General features: G+C 68.2%; 25 protein-coding genes. 14 read left to right on the top strand and 11 right to left on the bottom strand.

The features are described from left to right. Positions 1 to 16: 16 nt before the first annotated feature. From DQP56_RS06150 to DQP56_RS06135, 4 genes are all read left to right on the top strand, one after another. A complete protein-coding gene (locus tag DQP56_RS06150; protein ID WP_112684074.1) occupies positions 17 to 724 on the top strand; it encodes an HAD family hydrolase in 708 nt (235 codons plus the stop codon). Between the two features lie 78 nt (positions 725 to 802). Beyond that, positions 803 to 1,084 (top strand): phosphoribosyl-ATP diphosphatase, encoded by a 282-nt coding sequence (locus DQP56_RS06145; protein WP_112684073.1) that lies wholly within the window; start codon positions 803 to 805, stop codon positions 1,082 to 1,084. A gap of 2 nt (positions 1,085 to 1,086) precedes the next feature. Next, on the top strand, positions 1,087 to 1,947 hold the full coding sequence (gene hisG, locus DQP56_RS06140; protein ID WP_112684072.1) for an ATP phosphoribosyltransferase: 861 nt from the start codon (positions 1,087 to 1,089) through the stop codon (positions 1,945 to 1,947). Between the two features lie 59 nt (positions 1,948 to 2,006). Beyond that, complete coding sequence (locus DQP56_RS06135; RefSeq protein WP_112684071.1) at positions 2,007 to 2,489, top strand: DUF4126 family protein; 483 nt, start codon at positions 2,007 to 2,009, stop codon at positions 2,487 to 2,489. Positions 2,490 to 2,528: 39 nt separating this feature from the next. Here the strand turns inward: DQP56_RS06135 and DQP56_RS06130 are convergent, their stop codons facing one another. Beyond that, positions 2,529 to 3,332 (bottom strand): RecB family exonuclease, encoded by an 804-nt coding sequence (locus DQP56_RS06130; RefSeq protein WP_112684070.1) that lies wholly within the window; start codon positions 3,330 to 3,332, stop codon positions 2,529 to 2,531. Between the two features lie 64 nt (positions 3,333 to 3,396). On the opposite strand from DQP56_RS06130, the gene DQP56_RS06125 reads away from it, so the two are divergent. Continuing rightward, positions 3,397 to 4,230 carry a tRNA (adenine-N1)-methyltransferase gene (locus DQP56_RS06125; protein ID WP_112684069.1) on the top strand — a complete coding sequence of 278 codons (834 nt, stop codon included), beginning with the start codon at positions 3,397 to 3,399 and terminating at the stop codon, positions 4,228 to 4,230. A gap of 20 nt (positions 4,231 to 4,250) precedes the next feature. On the opposite strand, the gene DQP56_RS06120 is transcribed toward DQP56_RS06125, so the two are convergent. The 4 genes from DQP56_RS06120 to DQP56_RS06105 all read right to left on the bottom strand — a co-directional run bounded on the left by DQP56_RS06120 (position 4,251) and on the right by DQP56_RS06105 (position 6,113). After that, positions 4,251 to 4,682, bottom strand: coding sequence for a hypothetical protein (locus DQP56_RS06120; protein ID WP_112684068.1), 432 nt, complete (start codon positions 4,680 to 4,682; stop codon positions 4,251 to 4,253). Between the two features lie 83 nt (positions 4,683 to 4,765). Further along, positions 4,766 to 5,059: a DUF503 domain-containing protein gene (locus tag DQP56_RS06115; protein WP_112684067.1), complete on the bottom strand. Its 294-nt coding sequence runs from the start codon at positions 5,057 to 5,059 to the stop codon at positions 4,766 to 4,768. Positions 5,060 to 5,061: 2 nt separating this feature from the next. Beyond that, the gene (lppK, locus tag DQP56_RS06110) at positions 5,062 to 5,607 is read right to left on the bottom strand and encodes a lipoprotein LppK (protein WP_112684066.1); all 546 of its coding nucleotides are present in this window, start codon (positions 5,605 to 5,607) and stop codon (positions 5,062 to 5,064) included. A 17-nt stretch (positions 5,608 to 5,624) separates the two neighbouring features. Continuing rightward, positions 5,625 to 6,113 (bottom strand): MTB12 family secreted protein, encoded by a 489-nt coding sequence (locus DQP56_RS06105; protein WP_112684065.1) that lies wholly within the window; start codon positions 6,111 to 6,113, stop codon positions 5,625 to 5,627. Between the two features lie 155 nt (positions 6,114 to 6,268). On the opposite strand from DQP56_RS06105, the gene arc reads away from it, so the two are divergent. The 5 genes from arc to prcA all read left to right on the top strand — a co-directional run bounded on the left by arc (position 6,269) and on the right by prcA (position 11,652). Continuing rightward, positions 6,269 to 8,092 (top strand): proteasome ATPase, encoded by a 1,824-nt coding sequence (gene arc / locus DQP56_RS06100; RefSeq protein ID WP_112684094.1) that lies wholly within the window; start codon positions 6,269 to 6,271, stop codon positions 8,090 to 8,092. A gap of 116 nt (positions 8,093 to 8,208) precedes the next feature. Next, positions 8,209 to 9,717: a depupylase/deamidase Dop gene (gene dop, locus DQP56_RS06095; protein WP_112684064.1), complete on the top strand. Its 1,509-nt coding sequence runs from the start codon at positions 8,209 to 8,211 to the stop codon at positions 9,715 to 9,717. Between the two features lie 101 nt (positions 9,718 to 9,818). Then, positions 9,819 to 10,013 (top strand): ubiquitin-like protein Pup, encoded by a 195-nt coding sequence (locus DQP56_RS06090; protein ID WP_013828730.1) that lies wholly within the window; start codon positions 9,819 to 9,821, stop codon positions 10,011 to 10,013. Then, on the top strand, positions 10,010 to 10,909 hold the full coding sequence (gene prcB, locus DQP56_RS06085) for a proteasome subunit beta (RefSeq protein ID WP_112684063.1): 900 nt from the start codon (positions 10,010 to 10,012) through the stop codon (positions 10,907 to 10,909). Before DQP56_RS06090 ends, prcB begins: the two co-directional genes overlap by 4 nt. After that, on the top strand, positions 10,906 to 11,652 hold the full coding sequence (gene prcA, locus DQP56_RS06080) for a proteasome subunit alpha (protein WP_112684062.1): 747 nt from the start codon (positions 10,906 to 10,908) through the stop codon (positions 11,650 to 11,652). Before prcB ends, prcA begins: the two co-directional genes overlap by 4 nt. A gap of 8 nt (positions 11,653 to 11,660) precedes the next feature. Here prcA and DQP56_RS06075 read toward each other — a convergent pair whose 3' ends face one another. The 3 genes from DQP56_RS06075 to DQP56_RS06065 are packed head-to-tail and all read right to left on the bottom strand — an operon-like array spanning position 11,661 to position 13,546. Continuing rightward, the gene (locus DQP56_RS06075) at positions 11,661 to 11,891 is read right to left on the bottom strand and encodes a DUF167 domain-containing protein (RefSeq protein WP_112684061.1); all 231 of its coding nucleotides are present in this window, start codon (positions 11,889 to 11,891) and stop codon (positions 11,661 to 11,663) included. 12 nt (positions 11,892 to 11,903) lie between these two features. After that, positions 11,904 to 13,106, bottom strand: a complete 1,203-nt coding sequence (locus tag DQP56_RS06070) for a lipid-transfer protein (RefSeq protein WP_112684060.1) — start codon at positions 13,104 to 13,106, stop codon at positions 11,904 to 11,906. Continuing rightward, positions 13,103 to 13,546, bottom strand: a complete 444-nt coding sequence (locus tag DQP56_RS06065) for a Zn-ribbon domain-containing OB-fold protein (protein WP_112684059.1) — start codon at positions 13,544 to 13,546, stop codon at positions 13,103 to 13,105. The genes DQP56_RS06070 and DQP56_RS06065 overlap by 4 nt, the downstream gene beginning before the upstream one ends. Before the next feature lie 96 nt (positions 13,547 to 13,642). Between DQP56_RS06065 and polA the strand changes: the two genes are divergently transcribed. Together polA and DQP56_RS06055 are read left to right on the top strand one after the other, a co-directional pair. Beyond that, positions 13,643 to 16,369: a DNA polymerase I gene (polA, locus tag DQP56_RS06060; RefSeq protein WP_112684058.1), complete on the top strand. Its 2,727-nt coding sequence runs from the start codon at positions 13,643 to 13,645 to the stop codon at positions 16,367 to 16,369. Positions 16,370 to 16,482: 113 nt separating this feature from the next. Then, a complete protein-coding gene (locus tag DQP56_RS06055) occupies positions 16,483 to 16,923 on the top strand; it encodes a hypothetical protein (protein WP_112684057.1) in 441 nt (146 codons plus the stop codon). 30 nt (positions 16,924 to 16,953) lie between these two features. On the opposite strand, the gene DQP56_RS06050 is transcribed toward DQP56_RS06055, so the two are convergent. Next, the gene (locus tag DQP56_RS06050) at positions 16,954 to 18,090 is read right to left on the bottom strand and encodes a PrsW family intramembrane metalloprotease (RefSeq protein WP_112684056.1); all 1,137 of its coding nucleotides are present in this window, start codon (positions 18,088 to 18,090) and stop codon (positions 16,954 to 16,956) included. Between the two features lie 163 nt (positions 18,091 to 18,253). Here DQP56_RS06050 and rpsA point away from each other — a divergent pair, with 163 nt between their 5' ends. Then, positions 18,254 to 19,693: a 30S ribosomal protein S1 gene (rpsA, locus tag DQP56_RS06045; protein WP_112684093.1), complete on the top strand. Its 1,440-nt coding sequence runs from the start codon at positions 18,254 to 18,256 to the stop codon at positions 19,691 to 19,693. A gap of 16 nt (positions 19,694 to 19,709) precedes the next feature. Beyond that, positions 19,710 to 20,831, top strand: a complete 1,122-nt coding sequence (coaE, locus tag DQP56_RS06040; RefSeq protein ID WP_112684055.1) for a dephospho-CoA kinase — start codon at positions 19,710 to 19,712, stop codon at positions 20,829 to 20,831. A 36-nt stretch (positions 20,832 to 20,867) separates the two neighbouring features. On the opposite strand, the gene DQP56_RS06035 is transcribed toward coaE, so the two are convergent. Both DQP56_RS06035 and DQP56_RS06030 read right to left on the bottom strand, forming a co-directional pair. Beyond that, positions 20,868 to 21,290: a hypothetical protein gene (locus tag DQP56_RS06035; protein WP_112684054.1), complete on the bottom strand. Its 423-nt coding sequence runs from the start codon at positions 21,288 to 21,290 to the stop codon at positions 20,868 to 20,870. A 44-nt stretch (positions 21,291 to 21,334) separates the two neighbouring features. Continuing rightward, the gene (locus tag DQP56_RS06030) at positions 21,335 to 21,874 is read right to left on the bottom strand and encodes a ribonuclease FAU-1 family protein (RefSeq protein ID WP_112684053.1); all 540 of its coding nucleotides are present in this window, start codon (positions 21,872 to 21,874) and stop codon (positions 21,335 to 21,337) included. Positions 21,875 to 21,935: the final 61 nt, after the last annotated feature.

Below are 21,935 nucleotides of genomic sequence, written 5' to 3'. Positions count from 1 at the left end.
CTGAGGTGCTGCCCTGATGGGTGAGTTGCGCGCGGTGCTGTGCGACATGGACGGCACCCTGGTCGATTCCGAGAAGCTCTGGGATGTCGCGATGGATGCGCTCTACGACCGCCTCGGCGGGGTGCTGACACCCCAGGTGCGGGCGGCCACGGTCGGTGGCAGCGCGGCCGACAACATCCGCATCGTCTACGACGACCTGGGCCTGACACCCGACCCGGCGGCGATGGCCGCCTCGGCGGCCTGGATGCACGACTACACCGCCGAGTTGTTCGATGCGGCCCTGCCCTGGTGCGACGGCGCCCAGGAGTTGCTGGAGGGACTCGCGGCGGCGGCCGTGCCCATGGCGCTGGTCACCAACACCCCGCGGCTGCTGGCCGAGCGGGCGCTGAACACCATCGGCCGGCACTATTTCGATGCGGTGGTCTGCGGTGACGAGGTGGGCCGGGGTAAGCCGGCGCCGGATCCCTACCTGCGGGCGGTCGAGCTGCTGGAGCTGGATCCGCGCGAGTGTCTGGCCGTGGAGGACTCGCCGACCGGCGCCGCCTCGGCCGAACTGGCCGGTTGTGCGGTGCTGGTGGTACCCAACGCGATACCGGTGCCGCCCGGTGCGATGCGTCACCAGGTGGGGTCGTTGGCCGGGCTCGGGCCGGCGGACCTGCACGAGATCTACACCCGACTCGCTGCCCCCCGCGAGCGTGCGCGTCTGCCCGCCGACACGCCGTAAAAACTGTGCAGCTGTGCACGCTCGCCCGGGCACCGCAACCACCACGGGCGAAACTGCCGTGACTGCCCGTGACCGGGCATGAAACAATCCCTGCTCGTGAAGACCTTCGAGGAGCTGTTCGCCGAGCTCGGTGAGCGCGCCGCCACCCGACCGGCCGGCAGCGCCACCGTCGCCGCGCTGGACGCCGGGGTGCACACCATCGGCAAGAAGATTCTGGAGGAGGCCGGCGAGGTGTGGCTGGCCGCCGAGCACGAGTCCGATGACGCGCTGGCCGGCGAGATCAGTCAGCTGCTGTATTGGACCCAGGTGCTGATGATCTCGCGCGGGCTGACGTTGTCCGACGTGTACCGGAAGTTGTGACCATGTTGCGTGTCGCGGTTCCCAACAAGGGAGCGCTCAGTGAGTCCGCCGCGGCGATGCTGGCGGAGGCCGGCTACCGCAGCCGCACCGACGCCAAGGACCTGACGGTCCTGGATCCGTCGAACAAGGTGGAGTTTTTCTTTCTGCGGCCCAAAGACATCGCCATCTACGTCGGGTCGGGGGAGCTGGATCTGGGGGTCACCGGCCGGGACCTAGCCCTGGAATCGACTGCGCCGGTGAGCGAACGGCTGGCGTTGGGATTCGGCTCGTCGCGGTTCCGCTACGCCGCCCCGGCCGGACGGGACTGGACCGTGGCGGATCTGGCCGGCAAGCGGATCGCCACCGCTTATCCCAATCTCGTTCGGAAAGACCTGGCGGCCAAGGGAATCGAGGCGACTGTCATCCGTCTGGACGGCGCGGTGGAGATCTCGATACAGCTCGGGGTGGCCGACGCGATCGCCGACGTGGTCGGGTCGGGCCGCACGTTGCGCCAGCACGACCTGGTGGCTTTCGGTGAGACACTGTGCGATTCGGAGGCGGTGCTCATCGAGGCCGCCAAACCGAACGGCCGCAGCCAACAGACGGCCGCAGCCCGCGATCAGCTGGCGGGCCGGATGCGCGGCGTGGTCTTCGGCCAGCAGTACCTGATGCTGGACTACAACTGTCCGCGGGCGGCTCTTGAGCAGGCCGCCGCGATCACCCCCGGCCTGGAGTCACCGACCATCGCTCCGCTGGCCGAGCCGGACTGGATCGCGGTCCGCGCGCTGGTGCCGCGCCGCCAGGTCAACGCGATCATGGACGAACTGGCCGCCATCGGAGCCAAGGCCATCCTCGCCTCGGACATCAGATTCTGCCGATTTTGATCAGTGCAGGTCGGGGAGTTGTCGACGTGTTAGCGTCCGGGAGAATCTAGGAGGCTCTCGTGACGCATTTCCTCGTGCTGCTCCTCGCGCTGTTGATCGGTGTCGTCGCCGGACTGCGTGCGCTGACCGCACCGGCCGTCATGGCCTGGGCGGCCGCACTGCACTGGATCAACCTGGACGGCACCTGGGCTCAGTGGTTGAGCCACCCGGCGACCGTCACCATCCTGACGGTGCTGGCGGTTGGTGAACTGGTCACCGATCAATTGCCCAAGACCCCCAACCGCACCATGCCGCTGCCGTTCACCGCTCGGATCGTGTTGGGCGGGTTCGCCGGTGCGGTGCTCGGCACGGCCTGGAACTACACCTGGACGGCACTGGGCGCGGGCATGATCGGCGCGGTGATCGGCACGTTGGTCGGTTTTGCCCTGCGGCAGCGCTTGGTCGCCGTCAGTGGCGGGCGCGACCTGCCGATCGCGCTGCTGGAAGACAGTGTCGCGGTACTGGGCGGCATCGCGATCGCCGCTTACACCGCGGTGCTGTGAGCTGAGACGTTCAGCGCCGCTGCAGCACCGAGCGGCCGTTCACGCGGCGCCGTCCATCGGCCAGCCGGGATAGGCCGGCGGGGTCCCGCCGAACGCCGGACACAACGCGCGGTGCGCGCACCAATCGCACAACCGCGACGGGTTCGGCCGGAAATCACCTGTGGCACCGGCAGTTTGGATTGCACGCCAGATCGCGATCAGAATCTTCTCGAAGCGCAGCAGCTCCGCGTGATCGGGTGAGTAGTCCAGCAACTGCCCGTCGGCCAGGTAGATCAGCCGCAGCTGGGCCGGAAGCACCCCGCGTGACCGCAGCAGCGCCACCGCATAGAACTTCATCTGGAACAGCGCCTTCGACTGGGCCGACGCGCTGCCCGGCGACGGCGCCCGGCCGGTCTTGTAGTCGACCACGCGCAGGCCGCCGGTCGGGGCGACGTCGATGCGGTCGACGAAACCTCGCAGCAGCGTCCCGTCGGCGAGTTCGACCTCGACGCGTTGTTCACAGCTCTGCGGATCGAACCGGCGTGGATCCTCCAGCCGGTAGTAGCCGCTGAGCAGTTTGCGCGCTTCGGCCAGCAACTGCTCGACATCGAGCCCGGCCGCCAGATCCGGTTCGGCGCTGATCAGCTCCTCCAAGGCCGGGGCGGCCAGCTCACGGGCCGTCTCCGGACCGCGCTGGGCGGCCGGCAGCGCGTAGAGGCGCTCCAGTGCGCCGTGCACCACCGTGCCGCGCAGCTGCGCCGTCGACGGCGGCTCGGACAGCCGGTCGATTGCCCGGAACCGATACAGCAGCGGGCACTGTTTGAAGTCGGCCGCCCGCGACGGGGACAACGCCGGCCTACTCATACGCGGAACCCTACGGGCATGCTCCGACAACCCACGCCTGCCACGCTGCGTAGGGTGAACGGCTGTGTCCGAATCCGGGATCTTCCAAGCAGGCGACCGGGCCCAGTTCACCGACGCCAAAGGCCGCCGCTACACCACGGTGCTGGTCCCCGGCGGTGACTTCCACACCCATCGGGGCGCCATCCCGCACGACGAGGTGATCGGGCTGCCGGACGGCAGCGTGGTCAAGTCCGCCAACGGTGACCCGTTCCTGGTGCTGCGGCCGCTGCTGGTCGACTATGTGATGTCGATGCCGCGCGGGGCGCAGGTGATCTATCCCAAGGATTCCGCACAGATCATTCACGAAGGCGACATCTTCCCCGGCGCCCGGGTGCTGGAGGCCGGTGCCGGATCGGGCGCGCTGACGCTGTCGTTGCTGCGAGCGGTCGGGCCGGAGGGCCAGGTGGTCTCCTACGAACTGCGCGATGACCACGCCGAGCATGCCCGCCGCAATGTCGAGACCTTCGTCGGGCAGCTGCCCGACAACTGGCGGCTGGTGATGGGCGATGTCGCCGACTGCGACCTGCCCGACGGGTCGATCGACCGGGTGGTGCTGGACATGCTGGCGCCGTGGGACGTGCTTGACGTCGTGTCGCGGGTGCTGATTCCCGGTGGGGTGCTGGTGATCTATGTGGCCACCGTCACCCAGCTCTCGCAGGTGAACGAGGCGCTGCGCGAGCAGCAGTGCTGGACCGAGCCGCGATCATGGGAGACCATGCAGCGCGGCTGGAACGTCGTCGGGCTGGCGGTGCGCCCACAACATGCGATGCGCGGCCACACCGCCTTCCTGGTCTGCGCCCGCAGGCTGGCGCCCGGCACGGTCACCCCGACCCGGCTGGGACGCAAACGCCCGATGTGAGCAGACGCGCCCGGTCGGGTTTACGGCCCCCAGAGGCGCGGATTCATCGCATGTGCCGACGGTGCCTGCAGTTCCACGGCGCCATCCGCGCCGGTCGTGTAGGGGAAGATCAGCCCTACCGCTGCGCCCTCACGGTGTTCGACACTGACCTCGATCCCGTCGCGGTGCGGATCGGTCAGCGTGACGTTCAAGGCGACGACGGCGGCCCGCAGGCTGTCCTTGAGCGCGGTCACGGCCCGCCAGTGCGCCGCCAACTGTTCGACGACCGCCGCTGATGTCGGGTAGTCCGGAGCGATCACCTGGCGTTCGCCGTCGACGGAAACCGCCAGCGCGAAAGGCAGGAACTCGCCGCGGGCCGCGATGGTTTCCAGGGCGAGGTTGACCGCGGCGTCGGTGAGCCCGTCAAGGTCCGCCTGCGCCTGTTCGGACACGGTGTCGCGCCAGCTCGTCATCCGCTGATCGCCTCCTCGTCAGATCGGTCTCAACGGTAGCCGGTCATCCTCACATGAAGACCGAATCGGCCTGCGGCACAATCTCAGTCGTCGCTGCGGCTCAACCGCCGCCGCACCGACAGCAGCTCGATCTCCGGGCGCGCGGCCACCAGTCGCTCGACCGCATCGAGGACCTCGACCACATGTCGGCGCTCCCCGGAAACCGCGGCCAGGCCGATCCCGCTGCGCCGGTGCAGCTCTACCGAATCCGTCTCGGCCGCTGACACATTGAACTTGCGGCGCAACTCCGCGACGATCGGGCGCACCACCGAGCGCTTCTGCTTGAGCGAGTGCACGTCACCGAGCAGCAGGTCGAACTCCAGCCACCCGATCCACATGGCTACGGCGTCGGCGTGGGAGGCGCTGTGGAGCCGGCATGTGCCTTGCCGAACGCCAGCAACGTTTTGGCGGTCTCGTGCGACAGTCGCCAGCCGCCGTCGCGCGGCGTGAACTCCATCGGGAACGAGAACCCACCGGCGTCGGGGTTGGCGGTGTTGACCGTGACGTCGGCGGTCACGTTGCCCGGGTGGCGGTCCGACCAGGTGATGCCGGCGGCATCGAGGTTCAGCGGCAGGTACCCGCCGTCTTTGAGCGCGGTGGCGAACTTGTCGATGGTCGCGGCGTCGGTGGGCTTGGCGCTCTCGATCAGGCTGACCTTCTCGGCGCCGGGAATCTCCGGATCGGACAACCGGTAGAGCACGTCCGTGAGGGTCTCGGGCGCCGGAAGCGGCGATGACTGCGGCTCTGCCGCCACCGTTGTCGTCGCCGTCACCGGGATTTCGGCCGGCGGCTCCGCCGGTTGTGGGTGGCTGGCGCAGCCCGACAGCGCCAGCACCGCCGCCAGGACGGTGCTCACGGTGCTCAAGGCGATGCGCTGCCGGGACATCCGCGATCAGTTCGACGTCAGTTGGACGAGGTCATCTGCGACAGCGTCATCAGCGATGTCTTGGACAACTTCCAGCCGCCCTGGTCGACGAACATCAAGTTGACCGAACGCGGCTCCAGCTGCGGTCCGGAGGCGGTGACATCCGCGGTGGCCACGCCGGGGCCGGCCGGCGCGATATTGGCCACGCTGATCGATAGCGGGAACTTACCGTTGGCGACGCCCTTGGCCATCTTGCGGTCCATCACGCTGCTCTCGACCGGGCCGAGGCCGCCCTCGATGAGGTGGGACTTGCCGGCGGCGGGGATGCCGGGATCGGCCAGGGTGTTGAGCACGTCGGTCAGCTGCTCGGGCGCCGGGATGGCGGCCGGCGGCTCGAGCGGCAGCGGCGCACCCCAAACCGTCAACTGCAGCTGCGGAGTGACGGTTGCAACCGAGGTCACACCTGCTGCGGCTGCCGCCACGAGCGCGGCGGCTGCGATGCCTGTGGCTAGGTATTTCACGGTCACAAAGGTCCTTTCGACGGCTTAAATCGTCACCCAGGCTAACAGCGTTTGTCGGTGTGTCGGATTGCCACAGCGCACGCGAATGCACAATGGCCGGTAGCGTTGAGGTATCCGTCGCTTCAACTTCCAGTTCGGGAAAGGAGCGCAACATGGACAACATGGGAGACTCGGCGCGTTCTGGGGCCTTCGACGCTTCCAGTGGCCCCGGCACGCCCGGCGACGACCTGGCCGAGCTGGAGGAGCTGCGCCGAGAGGCCGCTGTGCTGCGCGAACAACTCGACAACGCACCGCAGGACAGCGCCCGCGTTGGGCGTGACGTCCGACAGCTCGAAGCGCACATCGACTCGCTGACCGCGCGCAACTCCAAGCTGATGGAAACCCTTAAGGACGCACGTCAGCAGTTGCTGGCGCTGCGTGAGGAAGTCGACCGGCTTGGCCAGCCCCCCAGCGGTTATGGTGTGCTGCTGGCTACCCACGAGGACGAGACCGTCGACGTGTTCACCTCGGGGCGCCGGATGCGGCTGAACATCTCGCCGAACATCGATGTCTCGACGCTCAAGAAGGGCCAGACGGTGCGGCTCAACGAGGCGCTGACGGTAGTCGAGGCCAGCTCTTTCGAAGCGGTCGGGGAGATCTCCACGCTGCGGGAGCTGCTGTCCGACGGCCACCGGGCGCTGGTGGTGGGCCACGCCGACGAGGAGCGCATCGTGTGGCTGGCCGAGCCGCTGGTCGCCGAGGATCTGCCCGAACGCAACCCAGACGCCGACTCGGACGACCGGCGTCCCCGCAGGCTGCGCCCCGGCGACTCCCTGCTGGTGGACACCAAGGCCGGCTACGCCTTCGAGCGCATCCCCAAGGCCGAGGTGGAGGATCTGGTGCTCGAAGAGGTGCCGGATGTCAGCTACGGCGACATCGGTGGCCTGGGCCGGCAGATCGAGCAGATCCGCGACGCGGTCGAGCTGCCGTTCCTGCACAAGGACCTCTACCGCGAGTACGCCCTGCGCCCGCCCAAAGGTGTGCTGCTCTACGGCCCGCCCGGCTGTGGTAAGACGTTGATCGCCAAGGCCGTGGCCAACTCGCTGGCCAAGAAGATGGCCGAGGTGCGCGGCGACGACGCCCACGAGGCCAAGTCGTACTTCCTCAACATCAAGGGCCCGGAGCTGCTCAACAAGTTCGTCGGTGAGACCGAACGCCACATCCGGCTGATCTTCCAGCGCGCCCGGGAGAAGGCGTCCGAGGGCACACCGGTGATCGTGTTCTTCGATGAGATGGACTCGATCTTCCGCACCCGTGGCACCGGTGTCTCCTCGGACGTGGAGACCACGGTGGTTCCCCAGCTGCTCAGTGAGATCGACGGCGTGGAGGGGCTGGAGAACGTCATCGTGATCGGGGCCTCCAACCGCGAGGACATGATCGACCCGGCGATCCTGCGGCCCGGCCGCCTCGACGTCAAGATCAAGATCGAGCGTCCCGACGCCGAAGCCGCCCAGGACATCTTCTCCAAGTACCTCACCGTGGGGTTGCCGGTGCACGCCGACGACCTGGCCGAGTTCGGCGGGGACCGCGCGGCCTGCATCAAGGCGATGATCGAGAAGGTCGTCGACCGGATGTACGCCGAGATCGACGACAACCGGTTCCTGGAGGTCACCTACGCCAACGGTGACAAGGAAGTCATGTACTTCAAGGACTTCAACTCCGGGGCGATGATCCAGAACGTCGTCGACCGGGCGAAGAAGAACGCCATCAAGTCGGTGCTGGAGACCGGTCAGCCCGGTCTGCGCATCCAGCACCTGCTGGATTCGATCGTCGACGAGTTCGCCGAGAACGAGGACCTGCCCAACACCACCAACCCCGACGACTGGGCGCGGATCTCGGGCAAGAAGGGCGAGCGGATCGTCTACATCCGCACCCTGGTCACCGGCAAGTCGTCGAGCGCCAGCCGGGCGATCGACACCGAGTCCAACCTCGGTCAGTACCTGTAGGGCCCCTGATTCGGCGAGCGTGCATGTCTGTGCGCCGACACGCCGCGAACCCTGAACATCTGTGCACGTTCGCGGCACCCGGTTTGGCCGATGCGGCGCTCGCCTAGGCTCTAGGCATGCAACGGATCATCGGTACCGAAGTCGAATACGGCATCGCTTCGCCGTCGGATCCGACCGCGAACCCGATCCTGACCTCGACTCAGGCGGTGCTGGCCTACGCCGCTGCCGCCGGAATCCCGCGCGCCAAGCGCACCCGCTGGGACTACGAGGTGGAGTCACCGCTGCGCGACGCCCGCGGCTTCGACCTAAGCCGATCGAGCGGCCCGCCGCCGATCATCGACGCTGACGAGGTCGGCGCGGCCAACATGATTCTGACCAACGGGGCGCGGCTCTACGTCGATCACGCCCACCCCGAGTACTCCGCACCCGAGGTGACCGACCCGCTGGACGCGGTGATCTGGGACAAGGCCGGCGAGCGGGTGATGGAGGCCGCCGCTCGCCACGTGGCCAGCGTGCCGGGCGCCGCCAAGCTGCAGCTCTACAAGAACAACATCGACAACAAGGGCGCCTCCTACGGCAGCCACGAGAACTACCTGATGAGCCGGCAGACGCCGTTCTCGGCGATCATCGCGGGTCTGACCCCGTTTTTCGTGTCGCGGCAGGTGGTCACCGGCTCCGGCCGCGTCGGTCTGGGCCCGGCCGGCGACGAACCGGGCTTCCAGCTCTCGCAGCGCGCCGACTACATCGAGGTCGAGGTGGGGCTGGAGACGACGCTGAAACGCGGCATCATCAACACCCGCGACGAACCGCACGCCGACGCCGACAAGTATCGCCGGCTGCACGTGATCATCGGCGACGCCAACCTCGCCGAGACGTCGACGTATCTGAAGCTGGGGACGACCGCGCTGGTGCTCGATCTCATCGAGGAGGGGCCCGAGCACGGGATCGACCTGAGCGACCTCGCCCTGGCCCGCCCCGTGCGCGCCGTCCATGTGATCAGCCGCGACCCGACGCTGCGGGCGACCGTCGCGCTGGCCGACGGGCGGGAGATGACCGGTCTTGCGCTGCAACGCATCTACCTCGACCGGGCGGCGAAGCTGGTCGATGCGCGCGATCCGGACGCGCGCGCCACCGACATCATCGAGACCTGGGCTCGGGTCCTCGACCAGCTGGAACGCGACCCGATGGAGTGCGCGGACCTGCTGGACTGGCCGGCCAAGCTGCGGCTGCTGGAGGGTTTCCGGCAGCGCGAGAATTTGAGCTGGTCGGCGCCGCGGCTGCACCTGATCGATCTGCAGTACTCCGACGTCCGCCTCGACAAGGGCCTCTACAACCGGCTGGTCGCCCGCGGGTCGATGAAGCGGCTGATCACCGAGCAGCAGGTGCTCGACGCGGTCGACAACCCGCCGACCGACACCCGCGCCTACTTCCGCGGTGAGTGCCTGCGCCGGTTCGGCGCCGACATCGCCGCGGCCAGCTGGGACTCGGTGATCTTCGACCTGGGTGGGGAGTCGCTGGTGCGCATACCCACCGTGGAGCCGCTACGGGGCAGCAAAGCCCACGTCGGGGCGCTGCTGGACTCGGTGGACAGCGCGGCTGAACTGGTGGAACAACTCACCACGTAGGCACAACGCGTCTTAGCCCGCGTCCGGATCGGTGCCGACGGTAGGGTGGAGAAACCGGCGTGCGCGTCATGCGTGGGCCGATGGAGATGCAGGAGGCAGCGATGGCTCAAGAGCAGACGAAGCGTGGCGGTGGCGGTGGCGACGAGGACGACCCCACCGGTCCCGCGGCGGCCGGCCAGGAGCGTCGCGAGAAGCTGACCGGTGAGACCGACGACCTGCTCGACGAGATCGACGACGTGCTGGAAGAGAACGCAGAAGACTTCGTACGCGCATACGTCCAAAAGGGCGGCCAGTGAGCTGGCCGTTCCATGACCGTCTTCCTGTCAGTTCCGCACTTCCCGGGTTGCCGTCCAGTTCGGTAGACCTGTCGTCGTTCTCGGATTTCCTGCGCCGTCAGGCACCGGATCTGTTGCCGACGGGTAGTGCGGGTCTGAATTCGAGTGCCGCGGCCGAGTTGCCGCACGGCACCACCATCGTCGCGCTCAAATACCCCGGCGGTGTGGTGATGGCAGGCGACCGGCGCTCCACGCAGGGCAACATGATCGCCGGGCGCGACGTCCAGAAGGTCTACATCACCGACGAGTACACCGCCACCGGCATCGCCGGCACCGCGGCGGTGGCCGTCGAGTTCGCCCGGCTCTACGCCGTCGAGCTGGAGCACTACGAGAAGCTCGAAGGGGTGCCGCTGACGTTCGCCGGCAAGGTGAACCGGCTGGCGATCATGGTGCGCGGCAACCTCGGTGCGGCGATGCAGGGGTTGCTGGCGTTGCCGTTGCTGGTGGCCTACGACATCGACGAGCTTGACGCCCAGCACGCCGGGCGCATCGTGTCGTTCGACGCGGCGGGCGGCTGGAACGTCGAGGAGGAGGGCTATCAGGCGGTGGGCTCCGGGTCGCTGTTCGCCAAGTCGTCGATGAAGAAGCTGTACGCCCAGGTGTCCGACGCCGATTCCGCGTTGCGGGTGGCGGTGGAGGCACTGTACGACGCCGCCGATGATGATTCGGCCACCGGCGGACCGGATTTGGTGCGCGGTATCTACCCGACCGCGGTCAGCATCGACGCCGACGGAGCCGTGGATATCGCTGAGGAGCGCATCGCGGAACTGGCCCGCGAGATCATCGAGAGTCGCACGCGCGGACGGGGGACCACGCCGAAGGCCGGCGCAGGCAAGAAGGGCGGGGGTAAGAAATGAGCTTCCCGTACTTCATCTCGCCTGAGCAGGCGATGCGTGAGCGCGGTGAGTTGGCGCGCAAGGGCATCGCGCGCGGCCGCAGTGTGGTGGCGCTGGCCTACGCCGACGGTGTGCTGTTCGTCGCCGAGAATCCTTCGCGCTCACTGCAGAAGATCAGCGAACTCTACGACCGGGTGGGGTTCGCCGCCGCCGGCCGGATCAATGAGTTCGAGAATCTGCGACGCGGCGGCATCCAGTTCGCCGACACCCGCGGCTACGCCTACGACCGCCGCGACGTCACCGCACGCCAGCTGGCCAACGTCTACGCGCAGACCCTGGGGACGATCTTCACCGAGCAGGCCAAGCCCTACGAAGTCGAGCTGTGCGTGGCCGGGGTCGCATACCAGGGCCAGACCAAAGCCCCTGAGCTGTACCGGATCACCTACGACGGGTCGATCACCGACGAGCCGCACTTCGTGGTGATGGGCGGCACCACCGAGCCGGTGATCGCCGCGCTCAAAGAGTCCTACACCGAGAACGCCGAACTCGCCGATGCCCTGCACATCGCGGTCAATGCGCTCAAGCAGACCGACACCGGCAACGGTGCTGAGCAGCGCGAGCTGGGACCGGGCACCCTCGAGGTGGCGATCCTGGACGCCAACCGGCCGAAGCGGGCATTTCGCCGTATCGCGCGGTCGACACTGGAAGAGTTGCTGCCGCAGGAAGATTCGTCGGGGGAGAACTCCAGCAACTCTTCCGGCTAGGGCGCCGACTACCGATCGATCCGGAAGCGCTTGATTCGCGCGCCGGCGCCGGAAGCGAGTTCGACGCGACTGCGCGGTACGCCGAAATGCTCGGCAAGGACCCTGATGACCGCCGCGTTGGCTTTGCCGTCGACGGCCGGCTCGCGCACGTAGACCGTCAGCTGGCCGTCGTCGTCGGTCTCCACCAGCGGGCCTTTGCGGCTGCCGGGTTTGACCTTGACGACGACGGTTTCGGTCACCGCACAGGCAACTTACCGCGCGACGATCACCGACGAGCCGTGCCCGAACAGGCCCTGGTTGGCCGTGACACCCACGGTGGCGCCCTCGACCTGCCGGCCGGTGGCGGTGCCGCGCAGCTGCCAGGTCAGCTCGCACACCTGGGCGATGGCCTGCGCCGGGATCGCCTCCCCGAAACAGGCCAGCCCGCCGGACGGGTTCACCGGAACGCGACCGCCGATGGTGGTGGCGCCACTGCGCAACAGTTGCTCGCCTTCACCCTTGGCGCACAGACCCAGGTGCTCATACCAGTCCAGCTCCAGCGCGGTGGACAGGTCGTAGACCTCGGCCAGGCTGACGTCTTCGGGGCCAATACCGGCTTCGGCGTAGGCCGCGTCCAGGATCTGGTCTTTGAACACCCGTTCCGGGGCGGCCACCACCGCGGTGGAATCCGTTGCAATATCCGGCAATTCGGGCAGGTGCTGCGGATACTGCGGGGTCACCGTGGACACCGCGCGCACCGACGGCACACCCTCGAGGGAACCCAGGTGCTTGCGGGCGAACTCCGCGCTGGCCACGATCAGCGCGGCCGCGCCGTCGGAAGTGGCGCAGATGTCGAGCTGGCGCAGCGGGTCAGACACCACCGGGCTGGCCAGCACGTCTTCGACCGCGGATTCCTTGCGGTAGCGGGCATTCGGGTTGCTCAAGCCGTGCCGGGAGTTCTTCACCTTGACCTGTGCGAAGTCCTCGGAGGTGGCGCCGTAGAGGTCCATCCGGCGGCGCGCCAGCAGCGCGAAGTACACCGGGTTCATCGCCCCGATCAGGTGGAACCGCTGCCAGTCCGGGTCATTCTTGCGCTCACCGCCGACCGGGGCGAAGGCGCCCTTGGGAGTGGTGTCGGCGCCGATCACCAGTGCCACGTCGCAGAACCCGGCCAGGATCTGGGCGCGGGCGCTCTGCAGTGCCTGCGAACCGGACGCGCACGCGGCGTAGCTCGACGACACCGGAACCCCGTTCCAGCCCAGCTTCTGGGCGAACGTCGACCCGGCGATGAAACCGGGGTAGCCGTTGCGGATGGTGTCCGCGCCTGCCACCAGCTGGATCTGGCGCCAGTCCAGGCCGGCCTCGGCCAGCGCGGCGCGGGCGGCGACCACCCCGTACTCGGTGAAGTCGCGGCCCCACTTGCCCCACGGGTGCATGCCGGCACCCAGGATGTACAGCGGTTCGGGTGCGCTCACGCGTCCACCTTCTTCCACGCATAGACGGTGCGCGTCACGCCGTCGTCGTCGGTGTAGAGCGGCATGGTGGTCAGCTCCATCTCCATGCCGACCTTGAGGTCCGCGGCCAGCGTGCCCTCGACCACCTTGCCCAGCACGATCAGGCCCTCGTCGGCCAGCTCCACCGCGGCGATCGCGAACGGCTCGAACGGGTCGCTGGGCGGGTACGGTGCCGGCGGTAGGTACCGGTTCTCGGTGTAGCTCCAGATCTTGCCGCGCCGCGACAGCGCGACGGGCTCCAGCACGTCGCCGTCGCAGGCCGGGTTGGGGCAGTTGTTCTCCCGCGGCGGGAACACATAGGTGCCGCACTGCGGGCACTTGGCGCCGATCAGGTGGGGGAGGCCGGCGTCGTCGGTGGTGTACCACCCGTCGATGGCCGGCTGCGAGGCTACATCTGGCACCAGGTCAGCGTACCCAACCCCGGCGGCAAAACTGAAACGTGTTGCAATTCCCCCGGCGCCGACGGGTGTCGGCGGCAGGTGCCTAGAGTTGTCTCCGTGAGCCCAGCCAAGACCGCCCCGACCGACGCTGCGCAAGACACCCAGACCCCACCGACGCTGTTGCTGCTGGACGGAAACTCGCTGGCCTACCGCGCCTTCTACGCCCTGCCCGCGGAGAACTTCAAGACCCGCAGCGGCCTGACCACCAACGCCGTCTACGGGTTCACCGCCATGCTGATCAACCTGCTGCGCGATGAAACGCCCACCCACGTCGCCGCCGCGTTCGACGTGTCCCGGCAGACGTTCCGCTCCGAGCGCTACCCGGAATACAAGGCCACCCGCTCGTCGACGCCCGACGAGTTCCGCGGTCAGATCGACATCACCAAAGAGGTCCTCAACGCGCTGGGGATCACCACCTTGTCCGAGCCCGGCTACGAGGCCGACGACCTGATCGCCACGCTGGCCACCCAGGCCGACGGCGAGGGCTACCGGGTGCTGGTAGTCACCGGCGACCGCGACGCACTGCAACTGGTCAACGACAACGTGACCGTGCTCTACCCCCGCAAGGGGGTCAGTGAGCTGACCCGGTTCACCCCCGAGGCCGTGCTGGAGAAGTACGGCCTGACCCCGGCGCAGTACCCGGATTTCGCGGCGCTGCGCGGCGACCCCAGCGACAACCTGCCCGGTATCCCCGGGGTGGGGGAGAAGACCGCCACCAAATGGATCGCCGAGTACGGCTCCCTGGAAGGACTGGTCGACAAGGTCGACACCGTCAAGGGCAAGGTCGGAGATGCGTTGCGCGCCAACCTTTCCAGCGTGATCCTCAACCGGGAGCTCACCGACCTGGTGCGCAACGTGCCGCTGGCCCAGACACCGGACACGCTGCGGCTGCTGCCGTGGGACCGTGAGCAGATCCACCAGCTCTTCGACGACCTGGAGTTCCGGGTGCTGCGGGATCGGCTGTTCGAGACGCTCGCCACCGCCGAGCCGGAGGTGGAGGAAGGCTTCGAAGTGCGCGGCGGTGCGCTGGAGCCGGGCACGGTCGCCGCCTGGTTGGCCGAGCACGCAGCCGACGGCCGCCGCGCCGGACTGGCGGTGATCGGCACCCACCGCAGCTACGACAGCGACGCCACCGCACTGGCGATCGCCACCGCCGACGGGGAGGGCGGCTACGTCGACACCGCCACCCTGACCGGCGACGACGAGGCGGCGCTGGGCGCCTGGCTGGCCGATTCGGCCAGACCCAAGGCGCTGCACGAGGCGAAGCTGGCCATGCACGACCTGGCCGGTCGCGGCTGGAGGCTCGACGGTGTCACCAGCGACACCGCGCTGGCCGCCTACCTGGTCCGGCCCGGCCAGCGCAGCTTCAGCCTCGACGACCTGTCGGTGCGTTACCTGCGCCGCGAGCTGCGCGCCGAATCCGATGAGCAGCAACAACTCTCGCTGCTCGATGACACCGACGGCGTCGATGACCAGGCGGTGCAGACCGCGATCCTGCGGGCCCGTGCCGTCACCGATCTGGCCGACGCGCTGGACACCGAGCTGGCCCGCATCGACTCGGGCGGCCTGCTCGACGACATCGAATTGCCGCTGCAGCGGGTACTGGCCGAGATGGAGTCCGTGGGGATCGCCGTCGACCTCGACCACCTCGGACAGCTGCAGAGCCACTTCGGCGACCAGATCCGTGACGCGGCCGAGGCCGCCTACGCGGTGATCGGCAAGCAGATCAACCTCGGTTCGCCCAAACAGCTGCAGGTGGTGCTCTTCGACGAGCTCGGCATGCCCAAGACCAAGAAGACCAAGACCGGCTACACCACCGACGCCGACGCGCTGCAGTCACTGTTCGACAAGACCGGTCACCCGTTCCTGGAGCACCTATTGGCGCACCGCGACGTCACCCGGCTCAAGGTCACCGTCGACGGGCTGCTGAAATCGGTTGCCTCCGATGGTCGTATCCACACCACGCTGAATCAGACCATCGCGGCGACGGGCCGGCTGTCCTCCACCGAACCCAACCTGCAGAACATCCCGATCCGCACCGACGCGGGCCGGCAGATCCGGGATGCCTTCGTGGTGGGGGCCGGCTACACCGAGCTGATGACCGCCGACTACAGCCAGATCGAGATGCGCATCATGGCGCATCTGTCGGCGGATGACGGCCTGATCGAGGCGTTCAACACCGGCGAGGACCTGCATTCGTTCGTCGGATCGCGGGCGTTCGGCGTGCCGATCGACGAGGTGACCGCGGACATGCGCCGCCGGGTCAAGGCGATGTCCTACGGCCTGGCTTACGGCTTGAGCGCCTACGGGTTGTCGCAGCAGCTCAAGATCTCCACCGAAGAGGCCAAAGAGCAGATGGACGCCTACTTCGACCGGTTCGGCGGGGTGCGCGACTACCTGCATGACGTCGTCGAGCAGGCCCGCAAGGACGGCTACACCTCCACGGTGCTGGGCCGGCGGCGCTACCTGCCGGAGCTCGACAGCAGCAACCGCCAGGTCCGCGAGTCCGCTGAGCGGGCCGCGCTCAACGCCCCCATCCAGGGCAGCGCGGCCGACATCATCAAGGTGGCGATGATCAATGTCGACAACGCGTTGAAGGCTTCCGGCCTGCGGTCGCGGATGCTGCTGCAGGTGCACGACGAGTTGCTGTTCGAGGTCGCCGAGGGCGAGCGCGCGGAGCTGGAGGAGTTGGTGCGCACCCAAATGGGCGGCGCCTACCAGCTCAGCGTCCCGCTCGAGGTCGCGGTCGGCTACGGGCGCAGCTGGGACGCCGCCGCACATTGACCGACGTGGCGAACCGGAAAACTCCTTCTCGAATCGGGTGTGACAGCCTGACATACTGATGACTGACGGCGGGAGGTACCAGTGTGTGGCGGCGCGCTCGAATAATCCTGTTAATGCTGGTCTTCGGCTTTCTGGCGGCTGGGCCGGTGCAGGCGGCCGCTGAGCGGCCGCTGCGCCCGGAGCGCTACGACGCGTGCACCGCGCCGACCGTCGCTCCGTTGGAGCCGGTCGCCGACGGCAGCGAGTCGGCCACCCGCGGCCCGGGCCAGGAAGGCTGTGCGCCAGCGGCATCGCCTTCCCCCGAGCCCGAGTTCCGGCCCGTCGAGCACCCGTGTGGCACCTACAGCAACGCCAACGGGGTGTTCGACCTGGTGGTGGTCCGCGGTGACGCACGCTGCGACGAAGCCCGCAGCGTGTTCGAGCGGTTTGATGCCGCCCAGCCCACCGACCCCTTTTTCTGCGCGGACGAGGGCGCCGATATCCGCGAGGCCAGGGGAGTGGTCCGGTTCTGCTGCAGTGAAGATGCGCGGTACGAGCTGCGAGTCATCCCCTGAGTGGCCCGGGCCGGGATTTCTGCGCGGAAGCTACCGGCGGGCCGGCAGCGGTGAACGGTAACCGGCCATCACCTGCAGCACCGGGGCCGCCGCCCGTGCCGCCAGCACCCCGTGGGCGTCTTCGTGCTGCAGTGCGAACACCTCGGGATCACCGAAGCCGCGGTCGATGCGGTCCCGCACGAACGCCAGCTTGACCACCTGGGCGGCGAACTTCTTGACGCTACGTGCGGCGGGCTTGCCGCCGATACGCCGCGCCTCGCGGAGCGCGTGCTTGCGCGCCCGGATCGAACCCAGCCAGGTCTCCTCGTTCGGGCTGATCAGCCCGCCCACCACCATGGCGGGCAGCTTGGTGGCGACCAGGTGTTGCTCGTGCCGGCGACTCACCGCGCCCAGCACCACCATCAGCAAAAACACCGGGACCATCCAGAACAGGTAGGTGGTCAGGAAGTACCGGGCGCCGCCCATCGCCAGCGACGCGTTCCACAGGGCGTGCATGCCCACCGCCCCCAGGTAACCGAGCAGGATCACGAACGCCTTCGACCAGAACCCGCGGCGACGCAGCGCGAAGAACACCCCGATACCGGTCATCGTGGTGAACAGCGGGTGGGCGAACGGCCCGACGACCAGTCGCGCGATGGCCACCGCGGCCATCTTGGCCGGCGAGTCGGCGGGCGCGATGTAGACGATGTCCTCCATCCAGGCGAATCCCACCGCCGCTACGCCCGCGTAGACCATGCAGTCGGTCAGCGAGTTGAGCTGATGGCGCCGGCGGCCGGTCAGCATGATCAGCAGGAACAGCCCCTTGGCGGCCTCCTCGATGAACGGCGCCTGGATCGCGGCCATGTCGAAGGTCTTCGACACCAACGGCCGCACCGTGGCCACCGAGGATCCGAACGTCTCCAGCCCCACCGCCAGCACCACGGCGACCGACGCTCCCCACAGAAAGGCCAGCTGCAGCAACCGGCGTGGTTCGGGCTCCCAGCGGTCCAGCCACCGGTAGCACAGCAGCACCACCAGCATTGACATGCTGGCCAGCACCAGCGCGGTGAGGGTGCCGGCCGGGTTGGCCGCGGTGAAGAACAGCAGCAGCAACGCGGTGAGGACGCTGAGCAGGACGATGACGTACAGCGGCGCTCCGACCTTGCGGCGGTTCCGCGTCTGGGGCATAGCGACGCAGCGTAGACCACCGGTTTGTCCAGCGTGCAACGCGTCGAGTAGCCTCGACAGGTAGTCCTCGGCCAGTTCTAGCAGGGTCGTCGGCCACCGCATGTCTCGCATGCGTGATATCACCTGTCCCTACGACCACAACTTGTCCGGAGCAACCCAACACATGCCAAGTCCCACCGTCACCTCGCCGCAAGTAGCCGTCAACGACATCGGCTCGGCCGAGGATTTTCTCGCCGCCATCGACAAAACGATCAAGTACTTCAACGATGGCGACATCGTGGAAGGGACGATCGTCAAGGTTGACCGGGACGAGGTCCTGCTCGACATCGGCTACAAGACCGAAGGCGTCATTCCCAGCCGCGAGCTGTCCATCAAGCACGACGTCGACCCCCACGAGGTGGTGTCCGTCGGTGACGAGGTCGAGGCCCTGGTCCTGACCAAGGAGGACAAAGAAGGCCGGCTGATCCTGTCCAAGAAGCGCGCCCAGTACGAGCGCGCCTGGGGCACCATCGAAGAGCTCAAGGAGAAGGACGAGGCCGTCAAGGGCACCGTCATCGAGGTCGTCAAGGGCGGCCTGATCCTCGACATCGGGCTGCGCGGCTTCCTGCCCGCCTCGCTGGTGGAGATGCGCCGGGTCCGTGACCTGCAGCCCTACATCGGTCGCGAGATCGAGGCCAAGATCATCGAACTGGACAAGAACCGCAACAACGTGGTGTTGAGCCGCCGCGCCTGGCTGGAGCAGACCCAGTCCGAGGTGCGCAGCGAGTTCCTCAACCAGCTGCAGAAGGGCGCCGTTCGCAAGGGCGTGGTGTCCTCGATCGTCAACTTCGGCGCGTTCGTCGACCTGGGCGGCGTGGACGGCCTGGTGCACGTCTCCGAGCTGTCCTGGAAGCACATCGACCACCCGTCCGAGGTAGTTCAGGTGGGCGACGAGGTCACCGTCGAGGTGCTCGACGTGGACATGGACCGCGAGCGGGTTTCGTTGAGCCTCAAGGCCACCCAGGAAGACCCGTGGCGGCACTTCGCCCGCACCCACGCGATCGGCCAGATCGTGCCGGGTAAGGTCACCAAGCTGGTGCCATTCGGCGCGTTCGTCCGCGTCGAGGAGGGCATCGAGGGCCTGGTGCACATCTCCGAGCTGGCTGAGCAGCACGTCGAGGTGCCCGACCAGGTGGTCGCGGTCGGCGACGACGCGATGGTCAAGGTCATCGACATCGACCTGGACCGGCGCCGGATCTCGCTGAGCCTCAAGCAGGCCAACGAGGACTACAGCGAGGAGTTCGACCCCTCGAAGTACGGCATGGCCGACAGCTACGACGAGCAGGGCAACTACATCTTCCCGGAGGGCTTCGACGCCGAGACCAACGAGTGGATCGAGGGTTTCGACAAGCAGCGCACCGAGTGGGAGGCCCGCTACGCCGAGGCCGAGCGTCGTCACAAGATGCACACCGCGCAGATGGAGAAGTTCGCCGCCGCCGAGCACGCCGAGCCGCGCTCGGGTGCCAACGGTTCGCACCGCGACGAGGCTCCGGCCGGCGGTTCGCTGGCCAGCGACGAGCAGCTCGCCGCGCTGCGGGAGAAGCTCGCCGGTAACAGCGCCTAGGCACGCTGTAGCGCAGATGCTGCGGATCGGGCTGACCGGCGGTATCGGCGCCGGCAAGTCGACGGTGTCGGCCACCTTCAGCCGGTTCGGCGCCGTCGTCGTCGACGGCGACGTCATCGCCCGTGAAGTTGTCGAACCCGGCACCGAAGGCCTGGCCGCACTGGTCGAGGCCTTCGGGCCGGGGATCCTGCTGCCCGACGGGGCGCTGGACCGTCCTGCGCTGGCCGCGATCGCCTTCAGCGACGACGACAAGCGGGCCACGCTCAACGGCATCGTGCACCCGTTGGTGGCGCGGCGCCGCAGTGAGCTGATCGCGGCGGCCGGCTCCGACGCGATCATCGTCGAGGACATCCCGCTGCTGGTCGAATCGCAGATGGCGCCGATGTTCCCGCTGGTGATCGTCGTGCACGCGGACATAGAAACCCGCGTAGCCCGGCTGCGGCAATACCGCGGCATGTCCGAGGCGGATGCGCGGGCCCGCATCGCCGCACAGGCCACCGAGCCGCAGCGTCGTGCGGTCGCCGACGTCTGGCTGGACAACTCCGGGGATCCCGACGATTTGACGGCCCAGGCGCGGCAGTTGTGGCAGCAGCGCATCGAGCCGTTCGCCCACAACCTGGCGGCCCGCCGCACCGTGTCGTCGCCGGCCCAGCCGGTGCCGGCCGACCCGACCTGGCCGGATCAGGCGCAGCGCATCATCGCCCGGCTGCAGACCGCCTGCGGGCACCGGGCGCGGCGCATCGACCACGTCGGCGAGACCGCGGTGGCCGGGCGCGACGCCCCGGACGTCATCGACATGCAGGTCACGGTGGAATCCCTGGCGGTAGCCGACGAGCTCGCCGAGCCGCTGCTGGCGGCCGGTTATCCCCGGGTCGAGGGCGTCACCGCCGACAGCGCCCTCACCGACGACGATCCGACGTTGTGGGAGAAACGGGTTCACGCTTCCGCTGACCCGGGACGGCCCACCCGCATCCAGCTGCGGGTCGACGGTTGGCCCAACCAGCGGTTTGCCCTGCTGGTTCCGGCTTGGCTGGCGGCCAACCCGGAAGAGCGCCTCGCTGACGCCGACGAGCCCGACGAAGCCGCCTACCGGCGGGCGTGGGGGTGGGCCGACGACACCGGCTGGCGTCCGTCTTAGCGCCGATCGCGGTGACCCGCGGCGATCCCCGCTAGGTCAGGCCATGCTGCTGATCAGCGCGCCGCAGAGCATCGCGCCGTTGCGCGGGTCGCTGCTGTCTTTCCAGGTGGTGACGAAGCGGTCGCTCTTCACGGCGACGATGTCATCCACGTGGATCTCGCAGTGCACGTTCGCCGACGACGGCCAGCGCAGCCGGATCACCATGCCCGCCTTGCTCGGGTCGGACAGCACCGCGTTGGCCTGGAACGGCGCCCCGAAGGCGTCGATGTCGCCGCTGGCGGTCTGGGTGTCGTTGAGCATGAAGGTGACGACACTGCCTTGGGTCCAGGCGTCGACCCGCGCGATGTAGGTGACGTTGTGCAGCTCGTCAGCTGCGGCCGTCGCCGGGATCAGCTGACCGCACCCCAACAGGGCCGCGGTCGTCGCGGTGGCGACACCGATTCGCAGGTTGGCGTTCATCTTCTCGAGATTACCTAACCAACGGCCGGTGCTGGCGCGGTTGCCTAGTGCGCTTCCGGCATCGATCCGGTGAGACCGTCGCTGACCGGCCAGGACACCGGCATGCCCAGGCCGGTCAGCCAGCCCTGCAGGTCGTAGCCGTTGCCGGCCAGGCCGTCGATGGCGGCGACCGCCCGCATCACCGCCCGCTCGGCGTCGTCCTGGGTGAGCAGGCCCTCCCGCACCGCGACCATCAACTCGTCGACGTCGGTGAGCGCGATGTCGCGGCCGGTACGCACCACCAGGTCCAGATAGTGGTCGCGGGAGCGCCACTGCGCGGGTCCCGGGATGTAGTCGCCGACGTCGAGGTAGAAATCTTGGTCGCGTTCGTGGCCCGGGTTGAAGTGGAAGATCGTTGCACGCAGCCCCAACTCGGGGAGCAGCCACGACTCCAGGTAGCGGAACTGGGCGCGTCCCGGGGTGGGTCGCGCCAGGTAGAGACCCCACGGCTGCACGGTGTAGACGTCGACGGCGCGCACCACCCCTTTCGGGTCGGTGTTGGTGTTCGCGACCAGGTCAAAGGTCTCGTGCTTGGGCGGATGCACCGTGCTGGCTCCTCCCGGGCCGCCGCTGGGCGGCCGCGTCGGCGCCGGACGCCTGTCAGAC

Source organism: Mycolicibacter senuensis, from assembly GCF_003284925.1.
Taxonomy (GTDB): domain Bacteria; phylum Actinomycetota; class Actinomycetes; order Mycobacteriales; family Mycobacteriaceae; genus Mycobacterium; species Mycobacterium algericum_A.
This window is presented reverse-complemented; position numbering and strand designations above follow the sequence as displayed.

Bases quoted from the DNA above. Each gene is read 5' to 3' on its own strand.
- DQP56_RS06150 (WP_112684074.1), top strand. From the start codon at position 17: ATGGGTGAGTTGCGCGCGGTGCTGTGCGACATGGACGGCACCCTGGTC.
- DQP56_RS06145 (WP_112684073.1), top strand. From the start codon at position 803: ATGAAACAATCCCTGCTCGTGAAGACCTTCGAGGAGCTGTTCGCCGAG.
- hisG (WP_112684072.1), top strand. From the start codon at position 1,087: ATGTTGCGTGTCGCGGTTCCCAACAAGGGAGCGCTCAGTGAGTCCGCC.
- DQP56_RS06130 (WP_112684070.1), bottom strand. From the start codon at position 3,332: ATGAGTAGGCCGGCGTTGTCCCCGTCGCGGGCGGCCGACTTCAAACAG.
- DQP56_RS06120 (WP_112684068.1), bottom strand. From the start codon at position 4,682: ATGACGAGCTGGCGCGACACCGTGTCCGAACAGGCGCAGGCGGACCTT.
- DQP56_RS06115 (WP_112684067.1), bottom strand. From the start codon at position 5,059: ATGTGGATCGGGTGGCTGGAGTTCGACCTGCTGCTCGGTGACGTGCAC.
- lppK (WP_112684066.1), bottom strand. From the start codon at position 5,607: ATGTCCCGGCAGCGCATCGCCTTGAGCACCGTGAGCACCGTCCTGGCG.
- arc (WP_112684094.1), top strand. From the start codon at position 6,269: ATGGGAGACTCGGCGCGTTCTGGGGCCTTCGACGCTTCCAGTGGCCCC.
- dop (WP_112684064.1), top strand. From the start codon at position 8,209: ATGCAACGGATCATCGGTACCGAAGTCGAATACGGCATCGCTTCGCCG.
- DQP56_RS06090 (WP_013828730.1), top strand. From the start codon at position 9,819: ATGGCTCAAGAGCAGACGAAGCGTGGCGGTGGCGGTGGCGACGAGGAC.
- prcA (WP_112684062.1), top strand. From the start codon at position 10,906: ATGAGCTTCCCGTACTTCATCTCGCCTGAGCAGGCGATGCGTGAGCGC.
- DQP56_RS06055 (WP_112684057.1), top strand. From the start codon at position 16,483: ATGCTGGTCTTCGGCTTTCTGGCGGCTGGGCCGGTGCAGGCGGCCGCT.
- DQP56_RS06050 (WP_112684056.1), bottom strand. From the start codon at position 18,090: ATGCCCCAGACGCGGAACCGCCGCAAGGTCGGAGCGCCGCTGTACGTC.
- rpsA (WP_112684093.1), top strand. From the start codon at position 18,254: ATGCCAAGTCCCACCGTCACCTCGCCGCAAGTAGCCGTCAACGACATC.
- coaE (WP_112684055.1), top strand. From the start codon at position 19,710: ATGCTGCGGATCGGGCTGACCGGCGGTATCGGCGCCGGCAAGTCGACG.
- DQP56_RS06035 (WP_112684054.1), bottom strand. From the start codon at position 21,290: ATGAACGCCAACCTGCGAATCGGTGTCGCCACCGCGACGACCGCGGCC.